Origin of the sequence: Sarcina sp. DSM 11001 (assembly GCF_900101015.1) — a bacterium.
In the GTDB taxonomy this organism is placed as follows: domain Bacteria; phylum Bacillota; class Clostridia; order Lachnospirales; family Lachnospiraceae; genus CAG-791.
Genome location: NZ_FNFZ01000012.1, coordinates 91,468 through 107,601, shown reverse-complemented (window position 1 = coordinate 107,601; position 16,134 = coordinate 91,468). Strand labels below are relative to the sequence as shown.

The 16,134-nt window shown below is 54.3% G+C and carries 14 protein-coding genes; 1 reads left to right on the top strand and 13 read right to left on the bottom strand.

Annotated elements, in window-relative coordinates:
* Nucleotides 1-19: 19 nt before the first annotated feature.
* Complete coding sequence (locus BLT02_RS08200; RefSeq protein ID WP_092993587.1) at nt 20-1,198, bottom strand: YveK family protein; 1,179 nt, start codon at nt 1,196-1,198, stop codon at nt 20-22.
* Between the two features lie 324 nt (nt 1,199-1,522).
* Here BLT02_RS08200 and BLT02_RS18095 point away from each other — a divergent pair, with 324 nt between their 5' ends.
* Nucleotides 1,523-1,648: a hypothetical protein gene (locus BLT02_RS18095; protein WP_278277402.1), complete on the top strand. Its 126-nt coding sequence runs from the start codon at nt 1,523-1,525 to the stop codon at nt 1,646-1,648.
* A 36-nt stretch (nt 1,649-1,684) separates the two neighbouring features.
* Here BLT02_RS18095 and BLT02_RS08195 read toward each other — a convergent pair whose 3' ends face one another.
* The 12 genes from BLT02_RS08195 to BLT02_RS08140 form a co-directional block, all read right to left on the bottom strand.
* On the bottom strand, nt 1,685-2,722 hold the full coding sequence (locus tag BLT02_RS08195) for an LCP family protein (protein WP_092993584.1): 1,038 nt from the start codon (nt 2,720-2,722) through the stop codon (nt 1,685-1,687).
* 29 nt (nt 2,723-2,751) lie between these two features.
* Nucleotides 2,752-3,486 (bottom strand): CpsB/CapC family capsule biosynthesis tyrosine phosphatase, encoded by a 735-nt coding sequence (locus BLT02_RS08190; RefSeq protein WP_092993581.1) that lies wholly within the window; start codon nt 3,484-3,486, stop codon nt 2,752-2,754.
* A gap of 345 nt (nt 3,487-3,831) precedes the next feature.
* The gene (locus BLT02_RS08185; RefSeq protein WP_092993578.1) at nt 3,832-5,382 is read right to left on the bottom strand and encodes a hypothetical protein; all 1,551 of its coding nucleotides are present in this window, start codon (nt 5,380-5,382) and stop codon (nt 3,832-3,834) included.
* A gap of 141 nt (nt 5,383-5,523) precedes the next feature.
* Nucleotides 5,524-6,471 (bottom strand): fumarate hydratase, encoded by a 948-nt coding sequence (locus BLT02_RS08180; RefSeq protein ID WP_092993575.1) that lies wholly within the window; start codon nt 6,469-6,471, stop codon nt 5,524-5,526.
* On the bottom strand, nt 6,464-6,973 hold the full coding sequence (locus tag BLT02_RS08175; protein WP_092993572.1) for a fumarate hydratase C-terminal domain-containing protein: 510 nt from the start codon (nt 6,971-6,973) through the stop codon (nt 6,464-6,466). Before BLT02_RS08175 ends, BLT02_RS08180 begins: the two co-directional genes overlap by 8 nt.
* Nucleotides 6,974-7,056: 83 nt before the next feature.
* A complete protein-coding gene (locus tag BLT02_RS08170; protein ID WP_092993569.1) occupies nt 7,057-8,202 on the bottom strand; it encodes an HpcH/HpaI aldolase/citrate lyase family protein in 1,146 nt (381 codons plus the stop codon).
* Between the two features lie 167 nt (nt 8,203-8,369).
* Nucleotides 8,370-9,272, bottom strand: coding sequence for a peptidase (locus BLT02_RS08165; RefSeq protein WP_092993566.1), 903 nt, complete (start codon nt 9,270-9,272; stop codon nt 8,370-8,372).
* 132 nt (nt 9,273-9,404) lie between these two features.
* On the bottom strand, nt 9,405-11,009 hold the full coding sequence (locus BLT02_RS08160; RefSeq protein ID WP_092993564.1) for an AAA-like domain-containing protein: 1,605 nt from the start codon (nt 11,007-11,009) through the stop codon (nt 9,405-9,407).
* Between the two features lie 125 nt (nt 11,010-11,134).
* Nucleotides 11,135-12,280, bottom strand: a complete 1,146-nt coding sequence (gene aepY / locus BLT02_RS08155) for a phosphonopyruvate decarboxylase (RefSeq protein WP_092993561.1) — start codon at nt 12,278-12,280, stop codon at nt 11,135-11,137.
* Between the two features lie 89 nt (nt 12,281-12,369).
* A complete protein-coding gene (locus BLT02_RS08150) occupies nt 12,370-13,353 on the bottom strand; it encodes an aldo/keto reductase family protein (protein WP_092993558.1) in 984 nt (327 codons plus the stop codon).
* A gap of 118 nt (nt 13,354-13,471) precedes the next feature.
* On the bottom strand, nt 13,472-14,806 hold the full coding sequence (locus BLT02_RS08145; RefSeq protein WP_092993555.1) for an MmgE/PrpD family protein: 1,335 nt from the start codon (nt 14,804-14,806) through the stop codon (nt 13,472-13,474).
* 32 nt (nt 14,807-14,838) lie between these two features.
* Nucleotides 14,839-16,026, bottom strand: coding sequence for a carboxylate--amine ligase (locus BLT02_RS08140; protein WP_092993552.1), 1,188 nt, complete (start codon nt 16,024-16,026; stop codon nt 14,839-14,841).
* Nucleotides 16,027-16,134 lie beyond the last annotated feature (108 nt).

Genomic DNA, 16,134 nt, shown 5'->3' with positions numbered 1-16,134 from the left:
CCTTCTCTCTCGATACCGACTATTTTTTCTTTTTCTTTTTCTTTTTCTTTCTCGTCTTCTTCCAGTAGCGCATGCGCCGTTCGGATTTGGATTCCTCTGATTTTTTCAGGCCTTCGATGTTACCCTCCGGAATGACGGTCAGCGGCATGATGCCGAATTCTCTCTCGACATCTTCGGAGGTCTTGATGGTATCATCCATGAGATAAAGGACAGTGAGCACGCCGAGGACCAGGACGAGCAGGAGCATGGCTCCCATCATTACATTTCGGCTAAGAGAAGGCGAGCTCTTATAGGCGGGCAGGACAGCCTCTTCCACAATGGTCGGGGCCGGAGCGTCCATAACCTTTGGCAACTGGATCTTGGAGACCCTCGCCATTTCATTGGATATCTGCATGGCCTCGTAGGGGTCGGTGCTGGTCGCGGAGATCTTGACGATTCGCGTGTTGTTCACCACACTGAGGCCGATCATGCCCAAGACCTGTTCATAAGTGTATTCCAGCCCGAGGGTGTCGATGACCTCTTCCACGACGGGACGGCTCTTCATAAGCTCCACGTAGTCGTTGGAAAGCGATGCGCCCAGATTGAGATCCGAAAGATTTAGGACGGAATCCGAGGAAGCAGAAATCATGTACATACGGGAAACGGCTGTATAACGGTTCGGGATGAAGTAGTGAGTAAACAGGCCCGAAACCATGGCGCCAATAACGACCGCCGCGATAAGAAGGGGCAGTCTGCTCATATAATAGCCGAACAGATCAATGAGGTCGATCTCCTCGGTCTGCTGAATGCTGCTTCTCTGGGTCGGCTGCTCCATACTGCTGTAGGAACCGCCGCCTCCGCCTCTTGGGCCAAAGGACCCGTCCTGGCTGCGGTGGACAGGAGGCTGGAGAACAGATTCTCTGTTCTCTTCCTGCTGCATTTCTTTATCTGTATCCTGATACTCTGTATTCTGCTCCGGGTTTGCTTCCATGCGTGTGTATTCCTGTTCGCTATAGGAAGGTGAAGGCCCTTCCCTCATCTGCGCGTCCTCATAAGCCGGCTGAGCCGGATTTTCAGACATCTGTGTCTGGTAAGGCTGGTCTGTCAGGCCGGGTTCCGGGCTGCTCCAGAACCTGTCAAAGGAGAACTGCCCTTCGCCCGCCGGTTCTTCAACGTGGTCTAACGTCTCCGCAGATTGGAACTGCTGTGGCTGTTGCAACGGCTGTTGCTGTGCCGGCTGGTACTGTTCCTGCTGATATTGTTGTGACTGAACAGGCTGAGGTGGTACCTGCTGGTACTGTACCGGCTGAGGTGGTACCTCTTGGTACTGCGGCTGTTGCAATGGCTGTGACTGCACCGGCTGGTACTGTTCCTGTTGATATTGTTGGGGCTGAACAGGCTGAGGTGGTACCTGCTGGTACTGCTGTGGCTGTGCCGGCTGAGGCGGTACCTGCTGGTACTGCGGCTGTTGCAACGACTGTGGCTGCACCTGCTGAGGCTCGGCCTGCTGGTACTGTTGCGGCTGTGTCGGCTGAGCAGACTGATGCTGGGCAGGATGAGCGGTCTGGCGGGCCTGGCTTCTGTGTTTTGCCTGCTGGGCCTGCTGTCTCTGCAGCTGCCGGCTCAGGCGTCTCACCTGCTTCATCTGGCTCTTCAGGCCCTGGGATAAAGCTTCTCCCAGCGTCTCCGGTTGTTGTTTCATCAATTACTCCTCTACGGGTACCAGCGAATATAGCCGGTCCACGGTTTCATAGATCGAATCCTTGGACGGATAAAACTCTTCGTGTTCCAGGCCGTCGTCCAGGACTTTGCCTATCTTCGTTTTTCCGTCCAGGCGGAGGATTCCCTTGTCCTCCCCCTTCAGGATCATCTGAGCGATCCTGGACAGGGCATTGCCGTTCATATCCGTGACGGCGGTCTTGCGGAAGGTCGTCCAGAAGGTCTGGGCAAACTTCGCGTCCGTCGCGACACGCTTTTTTACTTTCTGGAAGAAGCCGTCCATGTACTGCTTCTGCCGGGTCATACGGGCGGCGTTGGTCGGGTCTTTGAGTCTCATACGGGATCGGACGAATTCTTCCGCCTGTTCGTCGGTCAGGGTGAGGGTGGTGCCTTTTACAAATACGGGATCGACGTCCGTCATATCTTCCTCGAAGGTGACCTCCACACCGTTCACCAGACTGTTCAGGGTGCTGATGTCCTTCATATTGAGAACATAGTAGCCGTCAATGGTTCCGAGCTCGCCGAGGAGGAATTTGACCGAGTCCACCTGATTCTCTGCGCTCATCTCCTTGTTGGAGCCGTACCAGTGAGCGGTACAGATCTGCTGTTCGCGGATCGTGCGCAGGCTCCCGTCCTCCTCCAGGACATTGACGGAGGTGATGGCGTTACGGTCGATCTGGATGCAGCCCCAGGACCTGTCCGTGTGGTCGAGGACCATCAGGAGCAGGTAGTCGGCCATGGCGCCGTGGTAGTCCTCGCCGGTTCCCTCTTCGTTCCCGCTGTTGTCAGTTCCCATAAAGAGGAAGCTCTCAATCCTGTGGTCATAGCCGTACAGAGTACCATTGAAGTAGAGGGTATTTTCCTCTGTCCACTGCACGGAAGTCTCCTCGTCATAGTCGCTGTTCTTTTTGACCTTTTTCTCCCTTTTTTCTATTATTCTGCTGCCGACGGCTATGGCCGTCGCAAGGAGGATCAGTATCGCCACGCCCGCAGCGATCTTCCATTTTTCAGTTCTTCTCTTCATATTTTATAGGATTCTATGGCGTTACCGCCTCACAGTCCCAGTAGCTTCGCGGTGGAGGCATCGATGCAGTCAAGGGCTTCCTGCCCCAGTTTGGCTTTGATTCCTTCTCTTCCCTTTTCCAGATTGGGCGGGCGGTTCACCATGTTGTGGCAGTCGCTCCCCATGTGGAGGGTATCGGGATGGTCATTCAGGAAGTCGATGCAGAACTGCCATCTGCGGTCCGGTCTGAGGAAGCGTCCCTTGTTGACAAAGCTGCCCGCGTTGATCTGGGTGTGGAGGGGAAGGTCCATGATACAGTCCCAGATATCCATGTCCTTCTGGAAGCGGTAATAGCGCTCGATGTGGGCCAGAACGATGGTGAGCTTCTGCTTCCTGATGAGGTCCTTCACATCCCTCAGGACGTCATCGGTCCACTGTTCGAAGGGCATCTCGAGCAGGAGCACCCGGGTGTCTCCGATGCAAAGCCTGGGGATCTCCTCCGCGCGGCCGATCCCTGAGAAATAATAGACCTCCGCGCCTGTAATGATTGAAGGGAGGGATTCGTCCGCCTCCCGGCGGATCTGCTCCGCCTTTTTCAGGGCGGCACTGCGGTTTTCCAGGAATCCGTCCACAGACATCTGATTGGCATAAAAATGAGGAGTAGCTACAATATCTACTACTCCCTGCCGTTTCTCCTCAAAAAGCATGTCTCGCGTCATGCTCTCATCCTGACTGCCGTCATCGATTCCCGGTAGGATGTGCGTATGAAAATCGACTAAATTCATAGTACCTCTGCAGCCTCATTTTCCGCAGACTTATGCAGTTCATACAGCATAAGCTGCTTACTCCGGTCTCTGTAAATGTCAATATTACCGTTTTTTAGAAAGAGATGAGGCCTGAGTTTATTAACAAAACATTAAATTACAGCTATTCGTAGGGTGATTATAAAGCGGATATGTTGAATAGTCAAGTCCTTAAAACTGCACGTAAAACCATACCTGCAGGGCGATGGTTTTGGCGAAAACGCCATCCGGACAGGAAAATGCTCTTGAAGCAGAGCTCCGTCACATTCCTGAACCAGATAGCGATCACTGAAATATCGTATTCTTTGAAGCGGAGGAACAGGCTGTTCAGGCGCCTTCCAGGAACTCCGTTCCGACCACAGGAATATCGTATTCCTCCAGGCGCAGGAGCAGGTTCGATACCATAGCCGGCGTCGTGATGCCGGAGAGCAGTACGATGACTGCGGGGGGCATGGTCCTGAAATCGTCCTCGTTGATGGAGGACACGCCCTGGTCCGCGCGGATCCTGCGGACTTCCAGATTTCTCTCTTCGGAGAGAATTTTTTTCTGTCTGGAGAGGATCCTCTCCTCCCAGATCCCGGATTTGCCGAGGGTGATCAGGGAAACTCCTTCTGCCTTGATATGGCCGGCCCTGGCAGCGATGGCAAGAGCGGTCTTTTTGGCGTCCATCTCGGGACGGCCTGCCTTCTTGTGCCGCAGGTTATAGACCATCCTGCAGTGGGCAAATCTGGCGGGGAGGCTCTTGTAGGGGTATTCGTAGATACCGCCGTAGGAGCGGACCCCTGTCAGCATCTGGATCTCTTTTTCATTTCTGATGCGGGTATCCGTCAGAAGGCGGAAGAGGAAGGCGGCGGCATAGAGGAAGATGCCGACGAAGAAGCCCAGGACCGCAAAGAGGATTTTGAAGGAAGGCTTTGGCGCCTTCGTACCGGAGGCGGTCAGGGGATCCATTTCCTCGACGATCCCGTCCTCGTTTTCATGGTCTTCGGTGGTGTCGCTGACCGTCTCGGCATCTCCTGTCGTCAGTCTGGCGTTCTCCAGCCATTTTTCGACTTCGCCGCCCATGAGGATCTGGTTGAGCTCTTCGCGCTCTGTATTGGTCATGGCATTGTATTGCTCAAAGAAGGCATTCTCAGACCTGAGCATCGCTGTGTAAGCTTCCATCTGGGAATTGATGCGGGCCTGGTTGTCCACGACCGCCTCCTCGGTGGAGATCAGTTCGATGGTGAAGTCGCCCATGACTTTGCTCAGCTTGTCCCGGACAGAGTAGAGGTATTCGGTGACGGTGTTCCGGATCCTGGTCCGGTCCGCGTCATTGACGAGGATGGTGAGGACTGTGAAGGCGGTGCCTTTCGTATCCGCGGCCGCGACTTCCTGCTGCAGGGGGTTGATGGAGATCAGCTCCCGGATATACTGGTTCTCTCCGCTGATCGCCATGGCATCCGCCATCTTTTTGAGGAAGACATTGTCCGAGGTCAGGGTCGTGTAGTAATTCCCGATGGTGTTGACATCCGTGTCCGAACCCTTTTTTGCTTTGACATAATAGCGGAGGACGAGGCGGTGTTCCCGGGCGGCGTCCACTTTCATAATGAAGGAATTATTAAAATAGCTTCTCCTGTCCATCCAGCGGCTGTACTGGGTCAGCGCCTGATAAAAAGGGGTCTCGGACTGGCTCATCAGTTCTGTCTCGAACTTGACTTCATCGACATGGTTCTTCAGGTTCTGGTATTCCCTCATATCCAGGGAGTATTTTAAGCCGGATACCAGGACGGCGAAAAGGATGCCGACGGCGACCCAGCAGCGCCACTTCTCGAGAAAGAGGAGCAGGCAGTCGATCAGGGCTATATTCTGCTCTGTATTGACGTTTGTTTCGTTCATTTTCATGGTCCTCCCGGGTTGGGGTTTGTTTCAGTGTTGGATTGCTGTTGATCTTGATGTACCTCAAAGCGTGCAGGCAAAACCGGCCATTCAGTTTTCTTTCGAGTTGGCTGATGTTGATCCCGCTCCTGTACGAATCTGTCAGCCGATACAGGGCAGGTCCACCGTAGCGATTCGGGGTTCGAAGCAGCAGGCCGGGCGCAGGCAGACGACGCGGACGCCGGAGGCTCTCTGGGGGCCGATCTTGAGGAAGGTCGCCAGGACGGAGGTATCTCCGTGCAGTCCCAAAGGACCGATGTCAGCTTCATTGACCCGTCTGGTGATCTCCTGTTCCATTTCGCTCTGAACATCGTACCTGCCGTCGGCCTGGGCCTGCAGCATCATGGAAGCCGCTTCGAAGTGGCTCCTTCCGATGCCGACCGCGAGGGTGCAGGGTGAGCAGCCGAGCTGGGCTACGCTGTCCTTTGCCCAGCTGATGATCTCGTCCAGGACGACATCAACGCTGTGCTTATGGAAGACGCGGTAGGTCTTGCCCCGGATGGCGGGGCCGCCGCCAAACATGAGGATGTGAAGGCGGAGGACGTTTTCTTCGCAGGGGCGGAGCAGGATGGGGGCCGGCTTTACGCCGGCACTGTCGGGGTCGAGTCCGCCGCTCTGGTCAATACGCTGGCTGTCGCTGCCCATGATTCCCATGGGGCGGCCGGGGAGAGCCCTGAGGCCTCTCTCCACTCCCTCCCGGATGGCGTCCAGCATTCTGCCGGAGACGGCGCAGTCCGGTCCCACCTCAAGCAGGAGGTGGGGAATCCCGGTGTCATCGCAGAGGGGACTGCGGTTGGTCTCCGCGGCCTCCGCGTTCTCCAGGATGGTCTCCAGGACCCATTTGGCCTTGGGATTATGCTCCGCCGCGATGGCGCGGCGGTAGGCGTCCTTCTTGTCCTCCCGGAAGGTGGATCCGGCGGTGACCAGAGTCTCACTCACCAGGGCGGAGATCTCTTCACAGAGACTGTTAGTATTATCTCTGTTGTTATTATTGATTTTATTTTTACTGATGTTATTTTTAGTGTTTTTTTCACAGCAGGCCTTATTCATAGATGCTCCTCCCGTGGGCGGCTCCGATGATGGCCGGATATCTGTCGACGCGGATCAGGTGCAGGGCCTCCATTCCCAGCTCGGGGAAGGCAAGGACCTTTTTTTCAAGGGTGCGGGCTTCCAGGAGGGCGGTCACAGGCGGGATCACGGCATAGACCGCATTGTTTGCCTCGAGAGCATCCACCGTCTCCTGTTTGAGTTTTCCTTTGCCGAGATGAAGCTTGACGCCGGCCGCTGACAAGGGGGCGATGCTGCTCTCGATCTCCAGCTTGTTGGAGGAAGTGGGGCCTACGCCGGCGGGGCTCACCGCGGTATGGAAGATGACCTGCCCGTGCAGGTCGACGCCCAGCTCCTGCACCCTGCCCTCTTCGATGAGCCTTAGGACTTTGGGGAGGACGGCGTCGCGGCCGCAGAGGATGACTCCGCTGAGCTCGATCTCATCTCCCACCATGAGGCCGGCCGCGGTCTCCTCACTGATCGGTGTTGTTATCTGTTTTGGCATATAATTATATCTCCAGTCACGTGTTATTCGATAGCATCAACATGTTCCGTTCCAGAAGACAGATCAGTGGAGCAGGAGCCGTGTTATTCATTTACAGCAAACAGCTTGATGTAGGCGGCTTCGTTTTCGATGACACCGAAGGCTCTGCCGCGGTTGTAGATCTTGTTTGCCCAGTTGGTGTGGGGGCGGATCTCGTTCATCTTGTTGCCGCCGGAGCCCTTGACCACTCCGCCGCCGGTTCCGAGGATCTGACGGGCGTCGTCATACTGCTCTTTGGTCACTGCCATGAGGGCGTTGACGAACTTGACGTGGGTGGGATGGATAACGGTGCGACCGATGAAGCCGTTGGCCTTGTCCAGGATGACTTCGCGGAGCAGACCGTCGATCTCGTTGTTGACCATGGGTTTGCGGCGCATGAGGTAGTCCTCGAGGCCGTGCTTGGGAAGCTCCTCGAACATGAGCTCTTTAGGGGCACGGAAATATTCCCAGACGGGGCCGGAGACCACGTAGTCGTTGTTTCTGGCGCAGACATTGATGATGTCGGAAAGGCACTCGCGGACGACCATGATGTCGTACAGGGAGTAGTCGACGCCTCTGCGGACGCCGAAGACGGAGCTGAAGTCTGTTCCGCCGACACGGACCTGCAGGACCAGACGGTGATATTTATCAAGGATCTTGCGGATCCCGATCAGCTCACTGATGCGGGTCTCTTTGTAGGCGACCTCGGGATCCTCGATGATGGGCATGCCGTAGAGAACTTCGTCGAGCTGCTCGTTGAGATCCAGCAGATAGGCGAAGTACTCGTAGCCGTTCTCAGCGTTGAACTTGGGGAAGTTGATGCCGCAGAGGGATCTGGCCTCTTTTTTGGTCAGCTTGCTGCCAAAGGCTTTGAACTGGGCGAGGTCGCGGATCCTGACAAAGATCAGGGGGACGAGGTCTGCGTCCAGTCTGCCGCTGTCAACGGCGTCGGTCACTGCGGCGAGCAGGGTGTGAACGTTTTCCATGGCTTCCGGTACGCGCTCCTCGGGGCAGGCGTCCTCAAAGTCCAGGACCATCGTAGTCAGGCCGGGCATGGAATTATCCAGAATCTTTTCAAGGAAATCCTTGTAGCCGGGCATATACATGGTCGCGCCCAGGCAATACTGCAGGAGATCCCTGTCTGTATATTTATTGAAATGTTCAGGTTCGACAACAAAAGAAAAATCAGGATTATAGCGCTGATGTCTCATGGTGAATTAGTTTCCTCCTAAGTGATGTTTCATAAAAGGTATTTCATAAATGATGTTTTATAAATGACGTTTTATAAATGACGTTTTATAAATGACGTTCCGCAAATAATGTTTCATAAATGACTTTTCATTATGATACGTGAAATGACGCATGACTGCACGATTATTTATACGAGGCTGCCTCTGGGAGACCAGATCGCTTCGGGATAGTACTCGTCGATCATTCTCTTGACGAGGCTGCACTGTTTGGCGCGTTTGCGGGCGTCGTCCTCGGTGCTGTCCCAGCTGTGGGTCTGGGCTACGGAGCCGCCGGTCTTGAGGTAGATGGGAGCTGCGATCCTAATCATCTCAGGCACTTCGTAATGACGGATGAAACCACCGGTGGATTTGGGGTTCTCTGTGTGGATATCGATGGGGCAGTCCACTGCCTGGCGCATGGAGGCCAGCATCTGAAGCTGGATATCGCGGACAGGGTTGATGGAGTCCGCGCCGAGCATCTCGAGCACCTTTGCGGAGCAGGGGTTGCCGTGTCCGGCATGGGCGGAAATCTTGAAATGGCAGTCCTCCGGGATCTCGCCCGCTTTGCGCATCTCATTCAGGATCCACAGGCAGCCCTCGTCATAAACAAGGAAGCCTCTGCAGCCGAGCCTGGCGGCGCGCTTGACATCTTCGACAGCCCTGACGACCTGTTCCTGGCCGCGCAGACGATAACCCATCCTGACGCCCTCTTCGGTGTGGACGGAGGCGGAGGTGTCGGTCGTCGCCCTGGGTCCGATGGCGAGGATCAGGTCGGTCTGCCACTCGTGGGCAAGCTCAACCATCTTGCTGATCTCGGCGTCGGTCAGGCGCATGATGCCCTGGGTCTGGGTGACGCGATGGAGATAGAGTCCATAGCTGTCCATGGCCTCGAGGAGGGCGCGCATGACCTTGGGGCCCTGGATGCCGGGAACCTCAAAGCGGTACTGGCCGCCGTCTTTAAAGCGCTTCCGGGAATCGGGCAGGTCATAGGCGTCGCCGCCGGGAAGACCGGCCTTTTTCAGGAATTCTCTGGTTTTGTCCATACTGTTCATCGTTTTTCCTCTTTTTCTTTCTTGTGGTTCTTTCTAGTGGTGTTTTCTGATGCGTTTCTTTTTTATTTTTCTTTTTGGTTTTTCTTTTTTAATCTCTTTGTTTAGTTTGCCATTCAGGCTGTTTTCTGCTGATCACACAAGTCCTTCATACAGAAGTTTGTCTCCGATGCGGACTTCATGAACACCCGGTTCTTTGTTCTTGTTGAAACTGAAGCTTAGCATATAACCTGTTTTTAATCCGAAGCGATCCAAATAACCTATGATCTGCTTTTCGCCGTCCTTATTTCGGCTCTCTCCATGCCAGATTTTCATCTCAATAATATATCGTTTGCCACGATAATGAATAATCACATCGGTTCTTTTTCTGTCTCTGGTCTGTTCTTCAACGCTGAAGGTTCCGACGCCGTTAATAATTGGCGACAGATAGGTCAGGAACTTTTCCCGGCCCTGTTCCTCAAGAAACCTTTTCTCGGCCTTTTCATCGTCAATATTCCGGATGTATTTTTGCGTCTCAATAAAGCGGTCCATAATCAGGGGAACATTTAATTGTCCGCCCTTTATGAATTCCGGCTTATGATCCAGCGCATTGCCGCGAAGCTCCTGTGCAAAATGACTCTCTCCAATGAAATAATTATAGAGCCTCATCTCGAAAATCCTGTTCGCGATCGCAACCGTATTGTGGTTGTTCACAATGAAGCCGAACATCCGGAGCTGCTTCTGCTCGTCGTTATCAGGAAGGCTTGGGATTGTTTCCCCCCGGAAAAGGATTTCCTTTAGTTGGCCACGCAAATGGGGCATCGTCCGAAGCTTTCCCATAAGCGAATCAAAGAGTGTGTTTTCTTCACTGAGGATCATCTTGACAGCCGCTTCAATGCCGTCTTGTGTCCATGCTTCCCGAAGACTCGCGAAAGTGTCCGGCACCATCCTCTCATCAAGAAGCTGGCAGATTCTGCTGACCAGGAACGGATAGCCGTTTGTGTATTCCCTGATCTGTCCGGCAATGGCTGCAGTGTCCATCCCTGTATGATGATCTGCTTCGTATTCCCTCAGCATGCCCTCAATTCCCGTTTCAGAAAGGCTCATATCGATCGTAAAATCGGCAGCTATGTTCCAGGGACTGTTCTCTTTATGTTCACCATCAGGCCGAATCTTGCTTTTTAAATGCTTGACGTCAGTCACTCCGGCAAGGATGACGGACTGAAAGGTCTTATATTTTGTGCTCTTCTCACGTTTCAAATAACCGGATCTCAATTTGCCAAGAAAATCCAGAAATACCTGATTGTTTGTGGCTGTATCCACCTCATCTATCATTAAAACAATTGGTTTCCTGTTCTCTTTACACCATTTGTCAAAGATCCTGAAAATATCATTTAATTTTACCTTTTCATTTCTGCCGGCAAGCTCCTGAAGTTGCTCATAGTACTTGTCAGGAACAGGAATCTCAATGCTGTCTCTCGTATCACACAGCATCTGAGACAGACCTTTTGTGAACTCGTTTTCATTCTCAAAGTCTGCATCCGTAATATCCTGAAAATCAATGTTGATTACGTCGTATTGAGGCGATAACGCCAAATCCAACGCGCTGAGTGTCGTTGTCTTTCCATACTGTCTGGCCCGGTTGATCGTAAAATACTTTCCGGCATCCACCATTTTTTTGATTTCTTTTACCCGTTCGGAGAGATCAACCATATAATGCTTTTCCGGTATACACACTGCCGTTGTATTAAATACTTTCATCTGCAATCTCTCTGTTCTATGATTCTGATTCCGGGATCACGTTCTGGATCCTCATTCTGGATTCCACCCGGGGAACTCTTTCCGGACTTTGGCTGAATCTTCCTTACAATCTGTCAGGGCAATGGTTACTCAAGGGTTAAACCGGGATTCAGATCATTGATCAGGGCGTCGATGGCTTCCCTGTGGTCAAAGACGATCGGGGGAAGCTTGCTGTTCAGGCCCTTGTGGATGCGGCAGTCGATGAAGGAGGCCTTTCCACAGTTTTTGAGCTGCTCTATGGCCTCGATCAGTTCTTCCTCTGTGGTCACGGCATGCCCGACAGTGGTGTAGCCGCAGGCTTCCGCGATCTTTGTGAATTCGAGGAGGTAGCCGGCAGAGGGCTGGCCGCCGACGGATTCGTGGGCGCCGTTATTGAGGATGACGTGCATGAACTTCGGTGCCTCCAGCTTGCTGACCATGGTCATGGCGCCCATGTGCATGATAGCGGCGGAGTCCCCGTCCAGAGCAACGACATGCCTGTCAGGCTTTTCAAGTGCGATACCCAGGGCGACCGAGGAGGCATGACCCATGGAGCCGACATTCAGGAAGTCCCGGGCCTTGGTCTCCCCGCGTTTTTCGCGCAGGAAAAAGAGTTCGCGTGTGGCGCGGCCGGTGGTCGCGGTATAGATAGTGTCCTCCGGCATGTGGTCCAGAATGACTTCTATCGCCTCTTCCCGGCTCATGGGAAATGTGGAATCGACGTCATTGGCTTTTTCGGAGGCCGCCATAACTCCCTTGGGGGCGATGAGGCCGTAGGGAGCCCTGTTTTCTGCACAGTATCGCACAGCTTTTTCAATCGCCTGTCCGAACTCCTCAATGTCATCAGTCAGGATTGAATAAGGGATGTGCATCACATCCAGGAGCTTCGCAGTGATCTCCCCCTGAAGCTTGTGCTGGGGGTGGTTGGGCTCGGTATTTCCCTGGCCCCTCCAGCCGATGAGCAGGAGCATGGGGACAGCGTAGACATTGGGGTCAGCCAGCGAGGCAAGGGGATTGATGGTATTTCCCTGGCCGCTGTTCTGCATATAGACAAGCGGAATCTCCTTTGTGGCGAAGTAGTGGCCGGAGGCGATGCCGACGGCGTTTCCCTCGTTGGCGGCGATGATGTTCCTGTCGGGGTTATGGGCAAGGGCGTAGTTGCAGAAACCGTTCAGATAGGAATCCGGTACGCCGGTGAAGAAGGTGATGCCGTTTTCGCCTAATATTTCAAACACTCTTTTCTGATCTAACATCAGTCACATATCTCCTTTTCGAATGTGATCATAACTTTTTTCGGAAGTATTATCACGTGCCTGACGCTTAAATACATAATGTATATATTTTACTTTATTTTTATCGGTGGAGCAGGAACCTGACCTGTGTACAGGGTAAAGTATTCCGGGCTGTCCGCCTTTGTGACTGCCCAGGCCTGTTCAAACGTCTGTACCATTTCCTCGGGAAGAGGACCTGCTTTCAGGGTATCCATGTTCTGCTGCAAGTGACCGAGCTTTGAGGCGCCGATGAGGATGGCGTCGCCGCGGCTTCCATCCAGCATGGAATGGAAGGCGAGCCAGCGGTAGGTAGCTTCAATGGTGTTGATGCCGTATTTCTCTCCGGCTTTGCGGATGAGGTCCACGGCTTCAAAGAAGCTCTTCTTCCAGTAGCGCTTCTGGTAGTTGGGCCTGTGGGTAAAGCGGCCGTCGGTCGGATCGTCCTCAAAGGCGCCGTAGCGGCCGGTGAGAAGTCCGCCCGCCAGAGGGTTGTAGGCGTAGAAGCGCATGCCGAAATGGTTGAGGCAGGCGTTCAGCTCTGTCTCGGCTTTGCGGGTCAGGGGGTTGTAGATGCCCTGGAAGACGGTGGGCTTTACCCAGCCGCGGCTGTCGCAGATGTGCCAGACGTCCGTGATCATCCAGGCGGGGAAATTGGAGAGACCCAATTCTTTATATTTGCCCTGTCTGTGGAGGTCCGCCATGGCTTCCAGAACACTCTCCACAGGGGTTTTGGGGTCCGGGAAGTGCAGGTAGACAGTATCTACGGAAGGGAGGTTCATCCTTTCGAGGGATTCATTCACCTGTTTGTAGGCTGCTTCGCCGTCCAGCCTGCCGCTGATCCGGGGGTTGACCTTGGTGGCGATCCTGTAGGGGCGCCCGAGACCGGGAAGCACTTCCCCGAGGAGCCGCTCGCAGGTACCGTCGTTGTAGACATAGGCGGTGTCCAGTTCTTCATAGCCTGCGTCCAGAAAAGCGTTGATAAATTCTCCTGCCTGAGGGTTAAAGACGGATTCTCCAAAGGTCATGGTGCCCAGGATCAGTTTTACTTTTTCCATAGTCTCTTCTTTCTATTTTTTCTGTTTCATAGCAATAGCATTGACTGGGGATCACCCGTGCTGCGGAAAAGTCTGGCGACAGAGTGCCACGGAGGGCAGAAAATCACCCGTGCAACTCTTACAGGTCTTTCACCAGGCTGTCAGCAGTGGCGTTTTCGTTGTGGACAGTGGTGTAGATTCCGGCACTCACGGACGGATCCACGCCGGCATAGGCCATCAGGCCATCGTAGCGGTCTCTGAATTCCTCTTCGGTAAGGGGATTTTCCGGTTCTCCCTTGGGGAAATCCACGCGCTCCGTGAATTCACCTTCCGGTGTATGGATCTTGACGATGGCGGCCTGGATGGCGGGGAAGACCTCGCTCAGGCTGTCATCGGCGGTGACTTTGATCTTGCCGGTGAGGTTCAGGATCCGGTCTCCGCGGACGGCTTCCTCTGTGAACTCCTGGAGTCCCGCCTTTCCATAGAGGAGTCCGGCGGCTGTGGCGTAGGGGATGCTCATCTTAGCGGAATAGCTTCCGGGGATCTCTGTGTGGTCGTGGCCGGAGACAGCAAGGTCATAGGTGCTGATCTCGATGGCTTCGACTTCTTCGGGTTTTACCTTGTCGCGGAGGTGGATCGCCGCCTCGACGGAAGGGTGGGTGTAGCGGCAGGAGGCGTAGGGCTTGGTGTAGCTCTTCATGATGGCGTAGGTGCCGTTCAGGAAGATGGGCTTGAGCTCTATGTCTTCTCTGCCGGTCATCATCTTGAGGAAGCCGCGGCCTCCGAGGGGATCGGGATGGCCTTTGAAGCCTGATTTCCCGAGCTGGAGGGCGGTGAGGGCGAGAAGCGCAGTCTTGGCTACATTGTAGGGCTTGAGTTCGCTCCCGTCGTCCAGGACCTTGAGCATGCCGCTTGCTGCGACGCAGGCGGAGGCAAAGGTCTGGAATCTCTCTTCTTCTGAGAAGCCGAGCATGTAGGAGGCTGCCAGGGAGGCGCCCAGGGTCCCGCAGGTCCCGGTGGCGTGATAGCCCATGGCCTTGTGGCCGGGCTGGATGGAGACAGCCATCGTGTAGGAGGCTTCGTAGCCCGTGATGGCGGCTCTGAGCATCTCTTCCATCCCGATTCCGTATCTCTGGGAGAGGGGGATGAGAAGGGAGAAAATGGGGCTTCCCAGGTGGATGATGCCGCTGTTGGTGCCGTCATCGAAGTCGAGCGCATGGCCGTTGAGGCCGTTCAGGAAGACGGCTTCTTTGAGAACCAGGTCCCTGGAGGTTCCGATCGCCCTGAATTTTCCTCCTTCAGGCATGGCAAAGTCGAAATAGCGGTCCAGTTTTTCCTGCTGGAACTTCGCGCCGGCACAGGTGACGGCCAGATAGTCCAGAAGGCTCCTCTTCGCTCTCTCCATGACCTCTGCGGGTACAGGGGTATTCCAGACTGTGTCTATTGCTTTCAGAAATTCTATCGATTTATTCACTTAATTCCTCCGGGGGTTGAGAGTATTCTCTATCAGTGTTTTCTCTTGGCCATGTCCTTGCGGTAGGTCGCGGCGTGTTCGATCGCGTAGCTGAAGAAGGGGAGCGGGTCGGACCAGGAGAAGATGTAGTCAATGTTCTTCCTGAAATCGAACCAGTTCGGGTCAGCGTGGAAGCGGTCGGGGGATTTGAGAAGCCACAGAATGTCGGTGTGGAAGTATCTGAGGCCCAGTCCCTGGCGGATGCCGTCCTTTTTGGGCTTCATCCTGCGGCCGTAGGCTCTCTCGAGCATGTAGAGGACAGGGGTGCAGCCGGCATATTCCATGATCTTGATGCCGGCGGAGATGCGTCCGTTGATCTCGGTGACCTTGGGAGTATTGTCCCTGGAATCCATCATGAAGCTGACCTGGCCGAAGCCGCTCCAGCCGAGAGCTTTGAAGAGCTTGACGGCGTTTTCGGTCACTTCGGGCTGGTCCACGGTCCTGGCAAAGCAGCCGGGGCCTCCATCCACGGGGTACCAGCGGTAGGTCTTGAGGGCCAGGGAATACATGGGATTCTGCTGGTCGTCCATCATGACATAGCAGTTGCACATGTATTTGTCCTGGGGGATGAACTCCTGGATGACGTATTCCTCCGGGACGATATCGCCGTCGGCGATGTACTGGTCCAGCTCCTCCCTGGTGTGGATCTTTTTAAAGCCTGCGGAGCCGCTGCCCTTTCTGGGCTTGGCGGCGAGGGGGAAGGAGACTCTGGAGAGGAAATCGTCCATGGTCTCATCGTCCATTTTGGTGATGGGGCAGGGAATGCCGTTCTTCATGCAGGCTGTCATGGTCTGCTGTTTGTCGTAGGCCTTGAGGAAGGCTTCACGGGGAGCCGCGATGATCTTGAGCTCAGGGTAGAGGGCGCTGATCTTCCCGTCGGTACAGATATCCGTGGATTTCTCCAGGATGGGGAAAAGCACGTCGTAGCCGTTCTCGAGCTCCTTTTCGATCGCCTGGCGGTAGATGTCGACATCTTCCCGGATCCCGTGGACCACGATCCTCCTGGACGGGTATCTGGAAGTAAAACCGACGTCCAGTCTGGATTCGCACATGGTGGTGACTTTACAGCCGAGCTCATGCAGCTGGTGCAGAAGGCTGGGGATCTGCCGTCCGTACCCGTCGAGCAGGAGGACTTTTTTGCCTTTATATCTTAACTTGCTACTTGTCTTTCCAGACTTCATGCGTTGGTCTCCTTACATCGTGTCCTTGAAGCAGCTTCTTCAAGTAAATAATCAATCTTCAAGTACATAATCAGTCTTCAAATACATAATCAGTCTTCAAGTAAATAA

Excerpts from the sequence above, each read along its gene's own strand:
- BLT02_RS08185 (WP_092993578.1), bottom strand. The coding sequence starts at position 5,382 with ATGAACGAAACAAACGTCAATACAGAGCAGAATATAGCCCTGATCGAC.
- BLT02_RS08180 (WP_092993575.1), bottom strand. The coding sequence starts at position 6,471 with ATGAATAAGGCCTGCTGTGAAAAAAACACTAAAAATAACATCAGTAAA.
- BLT02_RS08140 (WP_092993552.1), bottom strand. The coding sequence starts at position 16,026 with ATGAAGTCTGGAAAGACAAGTAGCAAGTTAAGATATAAAGGCAAAAAA.
- BLT02_RS08195 (WP_092993584.1), bottom strand. The coding sequence starts at position 2,722 with ATGAAGAGAAGAACTGAAAAATGGAAGATCGCTGCGGGCGTGGCGATA.
- BLT02_RS08150 (WP_092993558.1), bottom strand. The coding sequence starts at position 13,353 with ATGGAAAAAGTAAAACTGATCCTGGGCACCATGACCTTTGGAGAATCC.
- BLT02_RS08170 (WP_092993569.1), bottom strand. The coding sequence starts at position 8,202 with ATGAGACATCAGCGCTATAATCCTGATTTTTCTTTTGTTGTCGAACCT.
- BLT02_RS08190 (WP_092993581.1), bottom strand. The coding sequence starts at position 3,486 with ATGAATTTAGTCGATTTTCATACGCACATCCTACCGGGAATCGATGAC.
- BLT02_RS08175 (WP_092993572.1), bottom strand. The coding sequence starts at position 6,973 with ATGCCAAAACAGATAACAACACCGATCAGTGAGGAGACCGCGGCCGGC.
- aepY (WP_092993561.1), bottom strand. The coding sequence starts at position 12,280 with ATGTTAGATCAGAAAAGAGTGTTTGAAATATTAGGCGAAAACGGCATC.
- BLT02_RS08160 (WP_092993564.1), bottom strand. The coding sequence starts at position 11,009 with ATGAAAGTATTTAATACAACGGCAGTGTGTATACCGGAAAAGCATTAT.
- BLT02_RS18095 (WP_278277402.1), top strand. The coding sequence starts at position 1,523 with ATGCTGGGCAGGATGAGCGGTCTGGCGGGCCTGGCTTCTGTGTTTTGC.
- BLT02_RS08165 (WP_092993566.1), bottom strand. The coding sequence starts at position 9,272 with ATGAACAGTATGGACAAAACCAGAGAATTCCTGAAAAAGGCCGGTCTT.